13 protein-coding genes and 1 riboswitch are annotated in these 13,074 nt (G+C 62.7%); of the genes, 4 read left to right on the top strand and 9 right to left on the bottom strand.

Annotated elements, in window-relative coordinates; translation table 11 throughout:
* Window positions 1–228 (top strand): transposase (locus AC1DX4_RS25555; protein WP_477222957.1); only part of this gene is annotated, 228 nt, incomplete at its 5' end.
* 75 nt (window positions 229–303) lie between these two features.
* On the opposite strand, the gene AC1DX4_RS25560 is transcribed toward AC1DX4_RS25555, so the two are convergent.
* Together AC1DX4_RS25560 and AC1DX4_RS25565 are read right to left on the bottom strand one after the other, a co-directional pair.
* Entirely contained in the window at window positions 304–1,077 is a 774-nt protein-coding gene (locus AC1DX4_RS25560) for an ABC transporter substrate-binding protein (RefSeq protein ID WP_477222958.1), read from the bottom strand.
* A gap of 99 nt (window positions 1,078–1,176) precedes the next feature.
* Complete coding sequence (locus AC1DX4_RS25565; protein WP_477222959.1) at window positions 1,177–2,271, bottom strand: 2'-deoxycytidine 5'-triphosphate deaminase; 1,095 nt, start codon at window positions 2,269–2,271, stop codon at window positions 1,177–1,179.
* A gap of 78 nt (window positions 2,272–2,349) precedes the next feature.
* A riboswitch (SAM riboswitch) is annotated at window positions 2,350–2,427 on the top strand.
* A gap of 57 nt (window positions 2,428–2,484) precedes the next feature.
* On the opposite strand from AC1DX4_RS25565, the gene AC1DX4_RS25570 reads away from it, so the two are divergent.
* Window positions 2,485–3,675, top strand: coding sequence for an O-succinylhomoserine sulfhydrylase (locus tag AC1DX4_RS25570; protein ID WP_477222960.1), 1,191 nt, complete (start codon window positions 2,485–2,487; stop codon window positions 3,673–3,675).
* Window positions 3,676–3,706: 31 nt separating this feature from the next.
* Here AC1DX4_RS25570 and AC1DX4_RS25575 read toward each other — a convergent pair whose 3' ends face one another.
* Entirely contained in the window at window positions 3,707–4,858 is a 1,152-nt protein-coding gene (locus AC1DX4_RS25575; RefSeq protein ID WP_477222961.1) for a ceramide glucosyltransferase, read from the bottom strand.
* A gap of 221 nt (window positions 4,859–5,079) precedes the next feature.
* On the opposite strand from AC1DX4_RS25575, the gene apaG reads away from it, so the two are divergent.
* On the top strand, window positions 5,080–5,472 hold the full coding sequence (gene apaG / locus AC1DX4_RS25580; RefSeq protein ID WP_027146773.1) for a Co2+/Mg2+ efflux protein ApaG: 393 nt from the start codon (window positions 5,080–5,082) through the stop codon (window positions 5,470–5,472).
* A gap of 38 nt (window positions 5,473–5,510) precedes the next feature.
* Here apaG and AC1DX4_RS25585 read toward each other — a convergent pair whose 3' ends face one another.
* The 3 genes from AC1DX4_RS25585 to AC1DX4_RS25595 all read right to left on the bottom strand — a co-directional run bounded on the left by AC1DX4_RS25585 (window position 5,511) and on the right by AC1DX4_RS25595 (window position 8,765).
* Window positions 5,511–6,542 (bottom strand): Hsp33 family molecular chaperone, encoded by a 1,032-nt coding sequence (locus AC1DX4_RS25585; RefSeq protein WP_172234522.1) that lies wholly within the window; start codon window positions 6,540–6,542, stop codon window positions 5,511–5,513.
* Between the two features lie 95 nt (window positions 6,543–6,637).
* Complete coding sequence (gene argF, locus AC1DX4_RS25590; protein WP_477222962.1) at window positions 6,638–7,549, bottom strand: ornithine carbamoyltransferase; 912 nt, start codon at window positions 7,547–7,549, stop codon at window positions 6,638–6,640.
* A 16-nt stretch (window positions 7,550–7,565) separates the two neighbouring features.
* Window positions 7,566–8,765 (bottom strand): acetylornithine transaminase, encoded by a 1,200-nt coding sequence (locus AC1DX4_RS25595; RefSeq protein WP_477222963.1) that lies wholly within the window; start codon window positions 8,763–8,765, stop codon window positions 7,566–7,568.
* Between the two features lie 357 nt (window positions 8,766–9,122).
* On the opposite strand from AC1DX4_RS25595, the gene AC1DX4_RS25600 reads away from it, so the two are divergent.
* Window positions 9,123–9,644 carry a GcrA family cell cycle regulator gene (locus tag AC1DX4_RS25600; protein ID WP_027043472.1) on the top strand — a complete coding sequence of 174 codons (522 nt, stop codon included), beginning with the start codon at window positions 9,123–9,125 and terminating at the stop codon, window positions 9,642–9,644.
* 154 nt (window positions 9,645–9,798) lie between these two features.
* Here AC1DX4_RS25600 and AC1DX4_RS25605 read toward each other — a convergent pair whose 3' ends face one another.
* From AC1DX4_RS25605 to AC1DX4_RS25615, 3 genes are all read right to left on the bottom strand, one after another.
* The gene (locus tag AC1DX4_RS25605) at window positions 9,799–10,806 is read right to left on the bottom strand and encodes a magnesium and cobalt transport protein CorA (protein ID WP_477222964.1); all 1,008 of its coding nucleotides are present in this window, start codon (window positions 10,804–10,806) and stop codon (window positions 9,799–9,801) included.
* 97 nt (window positions 10,807–10,903) lie between these two features.
* The gene (gene phoU / locus AC1DX4_RS25610) at window positions 10,904–11,629 is read right to left on the bottom strand and encodes a phosphate signaling complex protein PhoU (protein WP_477222965.1); all 726 of its coding nucleotides are present in this window, start codon (window positions 11,627–11,629) and stop codon (window positions 10,904–10,906) included.
* 113 nt (window positions 11,630–11,742) lie between these two features.
* Window positions 11,743–13,008, bottom strand: coding sequence for an ATP-binding protein (locus AC1DX4_RS25615; RefSeq protein WP_477222966.1), 1,266 nt, complete (start codon window positions 13,006–13,008; stop codon window positions 11,743–11,745).
* Between the last annotated feature and the right edge of the window lie 66 nt (window positions 13,009–13,074).

Raw genomic sequence — 13,074 nt, forward strand, 5'->3', positions numbered from 1 at the left:
AAAGGTCGCCGCGTCATCTGGGGCGGCCGGCATGCTCTGCGCAGGGTGGTCTACATGGCAGCGCTCACCGCCAGCCGCTCAAATCCCGTACTCAGAGCCTTCCACCAGCGTCTCATTGCCAACGGCAAGCAACCAAAGGTCGCCATCGTCGCCGTGGCCCGAAAGATTATGACCATCCTCAGCGCCATGCTTCGACACAACCAACCCTGGTGTCCAGACAAAGCCTGAAAACACAGTTGCTCATCCGTCGCCTTCGGCGACACCTTCTCCCACAAGGGGAGAAGGAAGAGACGCTCTTCAACCTCAATAAATATCAAAGTCGAAATACTTGGCCTGGATCTTCTTGTAGGTGCCGTCGGCGACGATGGCGTCGATGGCCGCATTGAGCTTGTCGCGAAGTTCTGTGTCTTCCAGACGCACGGCGATGCCGGCTTGAGTCTCGGTGCCCTTGACGTCGCCGATCAGCTTGCAGCAGCCGTCGCTTGCCTTCTTCAACCAGTCCACCAGCACGAACTTGTCCGAGATCACGGCATCAAGCCGGCCGTTGGTCAGGTCAGTGATCGCCTCTTCCTGGGTTGGGTAGAGTTTTGCCTCCGCACCCGCCTTGCCATAGGTATTCTGGGCATAATCGGCCTGTGTGGTCGAAGCCTGGGCGCCGACGGTCTTGCCGGCAAGTGCCGCCGGATCGGTCGAGGTCAGTTCGCTGTCCTTCGGCGCCACCAAGGCGAGCGGCGTGGTGTAGTATTTGTTGGTGAAGGCGACCTGCTTCTTGCGCTCTTCGGTGATGCTCATCGAGGCGATAATGGCGTCGAACTTCTTGGCCTGCAGAGCGGGGATGATGCCATCCCAATCCTGGGTGACGATTTCGCATTCGACCTTCATCTGCGCGCACAACGCATTGGCGATGTCGATGTCGAAGCCGACAACCTTGCCGTCAGAAGTAATGGTGTTGAATGGCGGATAGGCACCCTCGGTGCCGATTTTCAATTTCTCGGCAGCCTGCGCCGACAGAGAGCCGGCCGCAATCGCCAACAAGGCAGCGCCTGCCGCCGATAGGATCCATCTTGAAATCTGCATTTTCTTGTTCCCCTTGAGCGCCGCATCCGGGCGACCGACAAACCAGCCAAGCATGATGTGCCAGCGCAGGCAAGTATTTTGCCTGCCGGTAACCGGAGCTCAGCGCGCGGCGCGGAAATGCTTGGAGAGCTTCAGGCCCTGGGCCTGGTAGTTGGAGCCGAGATCGGTGCCGTAGAGCGCCTGCGGCCGCTTCAGCATATGCTCGTAGACCAGCCGGCCGACGATCTGGCCATGGTCGAGGATGAACGGCACTTCGTGGCTGCGCACTTCGAGCACCGCCCGGCTGCCTGTGCCGCCTGATGCCGAATGGCCGAAGCCCGGATCGAAGAAGCCGGCATAGTGGACGCGGAATTCGCCAACCAGCGGATCGAACGGCGTCATTTCGGCGGCGTAGAGCGGCGGCACATGCACCGCCTCCTGGCTGACGAGGATGTAGAATTCATCGGGATCGAGCACCAGTTCGCCGGCTCCGCTCTTGTGGATCGGTTCCCAGAAATCGACGACCTCTTGGGCCGCGCGCTTGTCAACATCGACAAGGCCGGTGTGATGCTTGCCGCGATAGCCGACCAGCCCGTCGCTGTCGCCATTGAGGTCGATCGACAGCGCGATGCCGCCGCCGGAAATATTCGGCGGTTCGGTGGCGACCAGCATCTCGGCGCGGTGCAGTTCATGCAACTCCGCTTCCGACAGCAGCGCGTTGCCGGTGCGGAAACGGATCTGCGATAGGCGCGAGCCGGTGCGCACGACGATCGGGAAGGTGCGCGGGCTGACTTCCAGGTAGAGCGGACCGTTGTAGCCCGCAGCGATCTTGTCGAACTCGTGGCCGCGGTCGGTCATGACACGGGTGAAGATGTCGAGCCGTCCGGTCGAGCTTTTCGGATTGGCTGAGGCGGAAATCTCGGCAGGCAATGCCAGGCTTTCGAGCAGCGGCACGATGTAGACGCAGCCGGTTTCCAGCACCGCGCCTTCGGCAAGATTGATCTCGTGCAGCTTCAGCCGGTCGAGCTTTTCCGAAACCTTGTGGTTGGGGCCGGGCAGGAAGGAGGCCCGCACCCGCCAGGCCTTGTCGCCCAACCTCAGATCGAGGCTGGCCGGCTGGATCTGGTCGGCATCGAGCGCGCGCGACGACTTCAGCGCGCCGGACTGGAACAGCGCGGAAATGTCTTGATCGGGAAGAATGCCTGTCTGCCGCAAAGGCTGGCTCCGTTCCAACTGGTACAAACCTCTTAATCAAGCCGGCAATTGACGCAAGCGCGGCGCGGGTCTAAAGGGTCGTTATCCCGTGGTGATTTGGCCGGTCGGCTTGCAGCCACGTTAAACAAGTCGCTAAAGGACCGTTGGCCGCGAGGCCGTATGGACCGGTTGCGACTTTCGCGGCCGGTTTTTTTGTGTCTGGAAACAAAAGCGATGAGCAGCAAGAAGCGCAACTGGAAGCCTCAGACAGCCCTCGTGCATGGCGGAACCCTGCGTTCCCAATTCGGCGAGACCTCCGAGGCAATGTATCTGACGCAGGGCTACGTCTATGAAACGGCGCAAGCCGCCGAAGCTCGTTTCAAGGGTGAGGAACCCGGCTTCATCTATTCGCGCTACGCCAACCCGACCGTCGACATGTTCGAAAAGCGCATGTGTGCGCTCGAAGGCGCCGAGGACGCGCGCGCCACGGCATCCGGCATGGCCGCGGTGACGGCGGCCCTGCTGTGCAGCGCCAAGGCCGGCGATCATATAGTCGCGGCTCGCGCGCTGTTCGGCTCCTGCCGCTGGGTGGTCGAGACGCTGGCGCCGCGCTACGGCATCGAGGCGACGCTGGTCGACGGCACCGACATCGCCAACTGGGAAAAGGCGGTTAGGCCCAACACAAAACTGTTCTTCCTGGAAAGCCCGACCAATCCGACGCTGGAAGTGGTCGACATCGCCGCCGTCGCCTCGCTTGCCAACTCGATCGGCGCGCGGCTTGTGGTCGACAATGTCTTCGCCACGCCGTTGCAGCAGAAGCCGCTGCAGCTCGGCGCCCACATCGTCGTCTATTCGGCGACCAAGCACATCGACGGCCAGGGCCGCTGTCTCGGCGGCGTGATCCTGTCCGACAAGAAGTGGATCGACGAGAACCTGCACGATTATTTCCGCCACACCGGCCCCAGCCTATCGCCGTTCAACGCCTGGACGCTGCTCAAGGGTCTGGAGACGCTGCCGGTGCGCGTGCGCCAGCAGACGGAGAGCGCCGGCAAGATCGCCGATTTCCTGGCCGAGCAGCCGCAGATCGCTCGCGTCATCTATCCCGGCCGCGCCGACCACCCGCAAGCTGATATCGTCAAGAAGCAGATGTCGGGCGGCTCGACGCTGATCTGCCTCGACGTCAAGGGCGGCAAGCAGGCGGCCTTCGCCCTGCAGAACGCGCTCGACATCGTGCTGATCTCGAACAACCTTGGCGATGCCAAGAGCCTGATCACCCATCCGGCAACGACCACCCACAAGAATTTGAGCGACGAGGCCCGCGCCGAACTCGGCATCGGGCCTGGCACGCTCAGGCTGTCGGTCGGCCTGGAGGACACCGACGATCTTCTGGAAGACATCGCGCAGGCGCTGAAGGCCGCAAAATAGACCCAGTCGAGGCAGCTCGTCCGCGCCGCGATCAGGCGCGCGACGGCGTCTCTTCCAGCTCGGCTGCCTTGGTGCCGATGGTCATGGCGTTGCCGCGCCAGTCGACAGCGCCGCCGAGCCAGCCGCGGACCCACATGGCTGGAAGCATCAAGTCCCGCGCAATCATCGCCGCGACTGTGCGCGACGACAGGTACCAGCCTTTGGACCAGGCCAGGGCACATTCCGGAAGGTAGAAGGCCGTTAGTACGGCGATGGCCGTCAGCGGCAAGCTGACGCCGGCACTTGCCGCCGCAATCAGCGCAAGCACCAGCGGCACCACCGCGCCGGTCAGGATTTCGGGCGCGAAGAACCGCGGAAAGGTGACGCGGCGCAGGCGCGCCCAGCGGGCCTGGCGCGACCAGATCACGCCAAGCGTGCGCCGACCGAGCGGCTGCTCGAAGGGCGCTGCGACGAGATTGACGCATAGGCCAAGTCCATTGACCAGCTTGGTCGCGGCGGCGTCCTCGGCGATTTCGGCCGCCAGCGCTCGGATGCCGCCATTGGCATCCAGCATCGGCTTGTTCCACAACATGCTCTTGCCCTGGGCAAAGCCGAGGCCGAGCGCCTCGCCGGCATACTGCCAGCGAGCCTGCAGCGTGTTGAGGAAGGCGCATTCGACCTCGGCCCAAAAACCGTCCGGCCGCGAACCGATCGGTGTCGAGCAGACAAGGCCGGTATCCGTCCGCCACGCCGCCATCAGATGCTGAACGTAGTCTCTCGGCATCAGCACGTTGGAGTCGGCCAGGACGACCCAGTTGTGCCGCGCGGCTTCCCAGCCTTTGACGCAATTGTTGAGCTTGGGATTGGCGCTGACGCGATCGTCCCCGATCAACAGCCGAGCCGGCACTTTTGGAAAGCGGCCAATGGCGGCGCGGATCAACCTGACCACCGGATCGTCGACATGGGCGACGCAGAAGATCAGCTCGTAGCGCGGCCAGTCGAGCGAGAAGGCGCGCTCCAGCGTCTCCTGCGTGAACGGCTCGACGCCGCGCGACGGCACGATAATCGACACCGGCGGCGATTTGCCAGCTGGCCGTGCGATCGTGCTGCGCCGTTTCAGTTGCGAAGCGGCGAGCAGGATGCTGGCAGCGTTTGAAAGGACAAGGGCAGTCGAAAGCGAGGCGGCTATGAGAGTGAGTTCCATCGAGATCTGGTCACTCCAGAAGAGGCGGCCCGCACCGTGGCAGTTTTCAACAGTTCGACAGAGCGCCGAGTCGCCCGGTGCATGCACCCCACCATTGTCGTGTGTCACTTAAATGACATTCTTTGCCGGCACCTGCGTTTCAAAGTCAGGCGCGACAAGACGCGCACGTTGACCTGCTCGCCGGGAGCGCCGAAAGGTATCGGATTGTTTTGGAGCCGCTTATGTACCGCGCCGTCACGCGCAACATCGAAGTGCAGGTCAGGCCGTTCTACCTTGAGGATCGCTCGGATCCTTCCGAGAACCGTTATGTCTGGGGCTATCAGATAACGATCGACAACCAGTCGGACGAATTCGTGCAGCTTCTGTCGCGTTATTGGCACATCACCGACGGTGCCGGCCGGGTCGAGGAGGTGCGCGGCCCAGGCGTCGTCGGCGACCAGCCCGAACTCAATCCCGGCGACAGTTATCAGTACACGTCGGGCTGCCCGCTCTCGACCCCGTCAGGCATCATGGTCGGGCGCTACACGATGCGCAACAAGCGGGGCGAAACTTTCGATATCGCCATCCCGGCGTTTTCGCTGGATCTGCCGGGGACGAGGCGGACGGTGAATTAGCGTCTTTCTCCCCGTTCCACGGGGAGAAAGACGCTCCTTTACTGCGCAGCGAATTCCGCCGGGTCGAAATCGTACTGCGTCGAGCAGAATTCGCAGGCGACGTGGATACCGCCATCCTCGGTGCTGTCCTTGATCTCCTGCGCGGAAAAACCCTCCAGGATACCGCGGATCTTGTCGCGCGAGCACGAGCACTGGTCGGCGACGGGAACGCCGCCGAAGACCCGCACGCCATGCTCGTGGAACAGGCGATAGAGCAGCCGCTCGGCGCCGATCGTCGGATCGATCAGCTCGGTCGGCTCGATGGTGCCGAGCAGCGCCAGCAACTCCTGCCAGGAATTGTCGGCCGGATCATGGATCTCCTCGCGCGGATCGCCATCGCCACCGGGCAGGTCCGGAACGCGCATGCGCTCAGGCGACTGCGGCAGGAACTGCGCCAGGATACCGCCGGCGCGCCACTGTTCGCGCGCGCCGCCAGGGCCCGGCGTCAACAGCTTGGCGACCGAAAGCCTGATATCGGTCGGGATCTGTTCCGACTGGCGGAAATAGGTGCGTGCTGCATCTTCCAGCGTTTCGCCGTCGAGCTGGACGATGCCCTGATAGCGCTGCGTGTGGGCGCCCTGGTCGATGGTCAGCGCCAGCACGCCGCTGCCGAGCAGCGTCTGCTGGGACGTTTCGCCCGCCGCGACCAATGCCTCGAGCCGGTCGGCGTCAAAGCGTGCATAGGCGCGCAATGCCGAGGGCGTGGAGAAATCCGCCACCAGCATGTCGACCGGCCCGTCGGTGCGGGTCTGCAGGATGAACTTGCCCTCGAACTTGAGCGAGGTGCCAAGCAGCACCGTCAGCACACAGGCTTCCGCCAGCAGGCGGGCAACCGGTTCGGGATAATCATGGCGGCTGAGGATGGCGTCGAGCATCGGCCCGAGCTGCACGGTGCGACCGCGCACGTCGAGCGGGCCGACCTCGAACGGCACGACATGGTCGTCGCCGGCATAGCCGAACTCGCCGAGTTTGGGGTGATGTTCAGTCACTTGATGCATTTCCAACATGACAAAGCTCCAGGGCGCGGCCATGCGACCCGGAGAGGCACATGCGTCCAAACGCGCTTGATTTGCGTGATGCGGCGCAGATAGGCATCGCGCCCCCGCAGATCAAGCGCCCAGACACTTCACGCGCCCAAACACCAGGCAAGCACCGCCTTCTGGGCGTGGAGCCGGTTCTCGGCCTCGTCGAAGACCACCGAATGCGGGCCGTCTATGACCTCGTCGGTTACTTCCTCGCCGCGATGCGCCGGCAGGCAGTGCATGAACAGCGCATCCGGCTTGGCATGCGCCATCAGCTTGGCATTGACCTGGTAGGGCGAAAACACGTTGTGACCGCGGGCGCGATGCTCCTGGCCCATCGACACCCAGCAATCGGTGACGATGCAGTCGGCCTGGTCGACGGCTTCCTCGGGCGAGCGGGTGAAGTGCAGCTTGCCGCCATTCGCCTCGGACCAGTCGATATGCTTCTGTGCCGGCTCGCTGCCTTCGGGCACGGCGACGTTGAGGTTGAAGCGGAACCGCGCCGAGGCTTCGAGCAGCGAATGCAGCACATTGTTGCCGTCGCCGGTCCAGGCGATGGTCTTGCCGGCCACCGGACCGCGATGCTCCTCGAAGGTCATGATGTCGGCCATCAGCTGGCAAGGATGGGTGTCATCCGTCAGTCCGTTGATCACCGGAACGGTGGCATTCTCGGTCAGCTCCAGCAGCCGCTCATGCGAGGTGGTGCGGATCATGATGGCGTCGACATAGCGCGACAGCACCTTGGCGGTATCGGCGATGGTTTCGGAGCGGCCGAGTTGCATTTCGGTGCCGGTCAGCATGATGGTCTCGCCGCCAAGCTGACGCATGCCGACGTCGAAGGAGACGCGTGTGCGCGTCGATGGCTTGTCGAAGATCATCGCCAGCACCTTGCCTTCGAGCGGCCTTGTCCGCTCGCCGGCCTTGAGGCGTGCCTTTCGCACCACCGCGTCGTCCAGCATGAAGCGCAGGTCGCCCTCGGAAACGGTGGAGAGATCGGTGAAATGGCGAACGGACATCAGCAATATTCCGGAATTACTTCGCGGCGGCCGCGGCGATGGCATCTGCCAGGCCTTTGGCACCGGCGCGGATGCGGTTGAGCGCTTCGTGGATCTCGGCGTCGGTGACGGTGAGCGGCGGCAAAAGGCGAATGACGTTGTCGCCGGCCGGAACCGTCAGCAAATGCTGGTCGCGCAGCGCCATGTTCACCTTGGTGTTGGGCATGGCGCATTTAAGGCCAAGCATCAGGCCGGTGCCCCTGATGTCCTCGATGACATCGGGAAACTCGTCGGCGACCGCCGCCAGACCTTGCTTCATCAGCAGCGCCTTGCGCTGGACGTCTTCGAGGAAGCCGTCTTCCAGCACCACATCGAGCACGGCGTTGCCGACCGCCATCGCCAGCGGGTTACCGCCGAAGGTGGTGCCGTGCACGCCCGACGTCATGCCGACCACAGCCTCGTCGGTGGCCAGGCAAGCGCCCATCGGGAAGCCGCCGCCAATGCCCTTGGCGATCGCCATGATGTCGGGCGTCACGCCCGTCCACTCATGCGCGAACAGCTTGCCGGTGCGGCCAATGCCACACTGGACCTCATCGAAGATCAAGAGCAGGTCGTGCTGGTCGCAGAGCTGGCGCAGCCGCTTCAACGATTGTGTCGGGACCGGACGGATGCCGCCCTCGCCCTGCACCGGCTCGATCAGGATCGCGGCGGTTTCCGGCGTAATCGCCTTCTCGGCGGCATCGATATCGTCGAAGCCAACCTGGTCGAAGCCTTCGACCTTGGGGCCGAAGCCTTCGAGGTATTTGTATTGGCCGCCGGCCGCGATGGTCGCCAGCGTGCGGCCATGGAAGGCGCCTTCGAAGGTGATGACGCGGAAGCGCTCGGGATGCCCTTTGACGAAGTGGTAGCGCCGCGCCGTCTTGATCGCACATTCCAGCGCCTCGGCGCCGGAATTGGTGAAGAACACCTTGTCGGCGAAGGTGGCGTCGGCCAGACGCTCGCCAAGCCGGCTCTGCCCCGGAATCTCGTAGAGATTGGAGACGTGCCAGAGTTTTGCCGCCTGCTCGGTGAGAGCCGCGACCAGATGCGGATGACTGTGGCCGAGCGAATTAACCGCGATACCGCCGGCGAAATCGAGATATCGCTCGCCCTTGTCGGTAACCAGCCAGGTGCCTTCCCCGTGGTCGAAAGCCAGGGGAGCGCGAGCAAAGGTCTCGTAAAGCGCCGAACCGCTCATTATATGCGTCTCCGGTACCGGAAAATCAAAAAAGCCGCCAAAGCGGCGGCCTTGTGCGGCTTATCGTGTTTTTCGGCCATGAAGTCAACGAAAACGTCGCGTAGTGGCGCGCGATCAGCCCCCTAACTCGACGCCGGCTCATGAGCGACCGGGCAAGTTGGGGAAAACCGAAAAAACCGATTCGTGTTGCACTTCGGACTCTTGTCACCGAGTCAGCGCATAAGGTAATTGTAGTCGAGAAATAACTAGATTTCGTGCGGCGGACCTAATCACCAGATATATGTGGTGTCTGCCCCAGCAAGGTTGCTGGGTCGGGAAGGGATTCCGATTGCGCACGCTTAGCAGGAGCGCGGTCTCATGAACTGGACTGACGAGCGGGTCGAACTTCTCAGGAAACTGTGGTCGGAGGGTCTGAGCGCAAGCCAGATTGCTGCCCAGCTTGGAGGGGTGAGCCGCAATGCCGTCATCGGCAAGGTGCACCGGCTGAAGCTGTCGGGCCGCGGCCGCGCAACGGCGACACCGGCACGCCAGAAGAAGACGGCTCAGGGATCGACCGTTCAGAAATCGGTGGCGCGCGCCGCAAGCACGGCACGCCACGTCACGACTTCGATCGGCGCAACTGCCTTGCAGACCCAGTTCGATGCCGAGCCAGTCGCACGCCATCATTACATCCGTCCGGTTGAAAATGTCGTGGTACCGATCTCACGGCATCTGCAGCTCGTCGAACTGACCGAGCGCACCTGCAAATGGCCGAACGGCGATCCGCTGTCGGAAGACTTCAATTTCTGCGGCAACGAGGCCGCCGAAACCGGTCCGTATTGCAAGTATCATGCCCGCGTGGCGTTTCAGCCGGCGGCGGAGCGGAGGCGCAATCGCTGAATAGCGAATAGCGAATAGCGAATAGCGAATAGCGAATAGCGAATAGCGAATAGCGAATAGCGAATAGCGAATAGCGAATAGGAACGGCTTGGCTTCTGTGACTGGGAGCAAGCCGTTTTTTGTTGCTATTCGCCACTCCCTATTCGCTCTCTTTTCATAGCCACCCATTCTTGCGGAACCGCCAGTACAAGAACGAGCAAATCAAGGCGATCGCGGCCAGCACAATCGGGTAGCCATATTCCATCTTCAGTTCCGGCATGTCGTCAAAGTTCATGCCGTAAATGCCGGCGAATGCCGTCGGCACGGCCAGGATGGCCGCCCATGAGGCGAGTTTCTTGGAGATCGCCGTTTCCTGGCTCTGGCCGACCAGCAGGCTGGCCTCGAAGGCGAAGGCCAGCACCTCGCGCAGACTGTCGATCTTTTCCTGGACGGTGCGGATGTGGTCGGTCACATCACGAAACAGTGGATGCATGGCAGTGTGGATCTGCGGCAGGTCGGCGCTGGTCAGCCGCCGGCAGACTTCCACCAGCGGCAGTGCGGCATTGCGCAGGCGCAGCAGATCGCGGCGCAGCATATAGAGCCGCTCGATGTCGGGGCCGGTCATCGGCTTCAAAAGGACCTTGTCCTCGATCGCCTCGACCTCGTCCTCGATCTGTTCGAGCACGGGCATGTAGTTGTCGACGATGAAGTCGAGAATGGCATAGAGGACGAAATCCTCGCCCTTGGCCAGCGAATGCGGGCAGCTTTCCCAATGCTGGCGCACGGCGGCGTAGGAGGTCGACGGACCGTGCCTGACGCTGACGATGTAGCCCGAGCCGACAAACAGATGCGTTTCGCCGAAAGTGACGCGGCCTTCGATCAGTTGCGCGGTGCGGGCGACGATGAACAGCGCGTCGCCATATTGCTCGATCTTCGGCCGCTGGTGCGGATGCTCGGCGTCCTCGATCGCCAGCTCATGCAGATGGAACTGCGCCTTGACGCGCAGCAATAGGTCACGGTCAGGTTCTAGCAACCCGATCCAGACGACGTGACCCGATTTCTTGGCCCATTCGCCGGCTTCCTCGATCGGAATGTCGGCGATGCGCTTGCCGGCCGTATAGACACTGGAGGCAATGATGCCTGATGTCGGCGCCGCGGGCTTGAACTCTCGGACATATTCCATCGCAGCCTCCGGAAAGCAGGGCCTTTATCAAGGCCTGAGAAGCTTAACGCCGGGATAGTTTAGCGCAATATGATCTGGCGTTCGAGTGGACGAACGTTCATTTCGCCGAAAGCGGCGCTGACACGCTGATCTTGTCCGTCTTGTCGCCCTTCGGCCGGTCAGCCGGCATCTGGTCGCCGGTGACGATGTAATAGATGGTCTCGGCGATGTTGGTGGCATGATCGCCGATGCGCTCGATGTTCTTGGCGCAGAACAGCAGATGCGTGCAGGGCGTGATGTTGCGCGGATCTTCCATCATGTAGGTCAGCAATTCGCGAAACAGCGACGTGTACATGGCATCGATCTGGTCGTCGCGGTCGCGCACGAAGCCTATTCTGTCGACCGAGCGCGACGCGTAGACGTCGAGAACTTCCTTGAGCTGGGTCAGCGCCAGATTGGCCAGGGCCTCCAGGCCGCGGAACAGGCTGGTCGGCTGGCGGCCGTCGGTGACGGCGACCACCCGCTTGGCGACGTTCTTGCCGAGGTCGCCGACCCGTTCGAGGTCGGCGGAAATACGGATGGCGCCGACGATCTCGCGCAGATCCGTCGCCATCGGCTGGCGCTTGGCGATGATGATGATCGCCTTGTCGTCGATTTCGCGCTGCCCTTCATCGAGCACGGCGTCGTCACGGATGACCTTCTGGGCCAATCCCGGATCGGCATTGACGAGAGCAGCGACCGCTTGCTCGACCATGCGCTCGGCATGACCGCCCATCGCGGCAATGCGCTTGGACAGATACTTCAGCTCCTCGTCATAGGCGCTCATTATGTGCACGGACTGCATGGATGAATGCCTTCCCACGGGTTCTTGATCTTGAGTCGTTTCCTCGAATCCCCGCTGATACGCTAGCCGGATGACAGAAAAAAGAAACGGTTCCGTGGAAAACTAGGGCGATATCAGTGCGTCGGCAAATGAACCGAGAAGGCGGCGCCCTTGCCGACCTCCGACTTGATCGTCAGCCGGGCATTGTGACGCGTCAGGATGTGCTTGACGATCGACAGGCCAAGGCCGGTGCCTTTCTGGGTCCGGCTGGTTTCGACGTCGATGCGATAGAAGCGCTCGGTGATGCGCGGAATATGCTCCTCGGGAATGCCGGGGCCGAAATCCCTGATGGTCACGTCGATGCCGGGTTCGGAACCGTCATCGGCGTGTGCGATCGACACCAGGACACGGCCGCCCGACTGGCCGTATTTGCAGGCGTTTTCCAGCAAGTTCTCGAAAACCTGGAACAGCTCGTCGCGATCGCCCGGCACATTGAGAGGCCCCTTGGCGAAATCGCGCTCGATGGCAACGCTGTTTTCGCGGGCAAGCGGGGCCAGCGAGTCGATGACGCTGTCGACGGTCTGGCGCAGATCGACCTCCGTCCCGGGCTTCAGATAGGGCTTCATCTCGAGCCGCGACAGCGACAGCAGATCGTCGATCAGGCGCGCCATGCGGCCGGTCTGGTTTTGCATGATCTGCAGGAATTGCTCGCGCGCCGCCGGATCGTTGCGGGCCGGTCCGCGCAGTGTTTCGATGAAACCGGCGATCGAGGCGAGTGGGGTGCGCAATTCATGGCTGGCATTGGCGATGAAGTCGGCGCGCATGCGGTCGATGCGCCGTGTCTCGCTCTGGTCCTTGAACACCAGCACATAGAGGTCGGTGCCGTGGCCGACCGAGGACGCGCTGACCCGGTAAGCCCGTTCGACCGGCAGCTTCTCGGTATAGTCGACGACATCCGAGGCGATCATGCCGGACAGCACGCTGTCGAGCAGGGTCTGCATTTCCGGCGCCCGGAATTTCAACGGCAGCGACAGGCCCGGTGCGATCCCGCCAAAGGCGGCAAAGGCGGCGGCGTTGGCATGGACGATGGTGGCGGCATGGTCGAAGATGATGAGCGGGTCAGCAACAGCCGCCGCCAGATATTCGCCCGACAGGCGCTGCAGGCCGATCGCCTCGATCGCGGCAGCACTCTGCGCGGACTGGCGCAGGCCCGCGGCCGGCAGCATCGCCGCTGCAAGCAACAGGAGCAGCGCCGGCACCAGCACGTAGGCGGAAACACCCGCGAAGGCAAAGGCGATAAGGACCGCGACGACACCGGCGGCTAGCAGCCAGCGGCTGTGCCACAGCCGGGTGGCCAAGGCTTGCGCCATGCCATTCTGTTCTGCGTCCAGGTTGGTCATTCGCTTGCGCGCCCGCGTCCCATGCCTTCGCATCCGCCGCACGGCAACGGAAACTTCCGCTGGACC

It is taken from the genome of Mesorhizobium sp. P3_A8 (genome assembly GCF_056402995.1).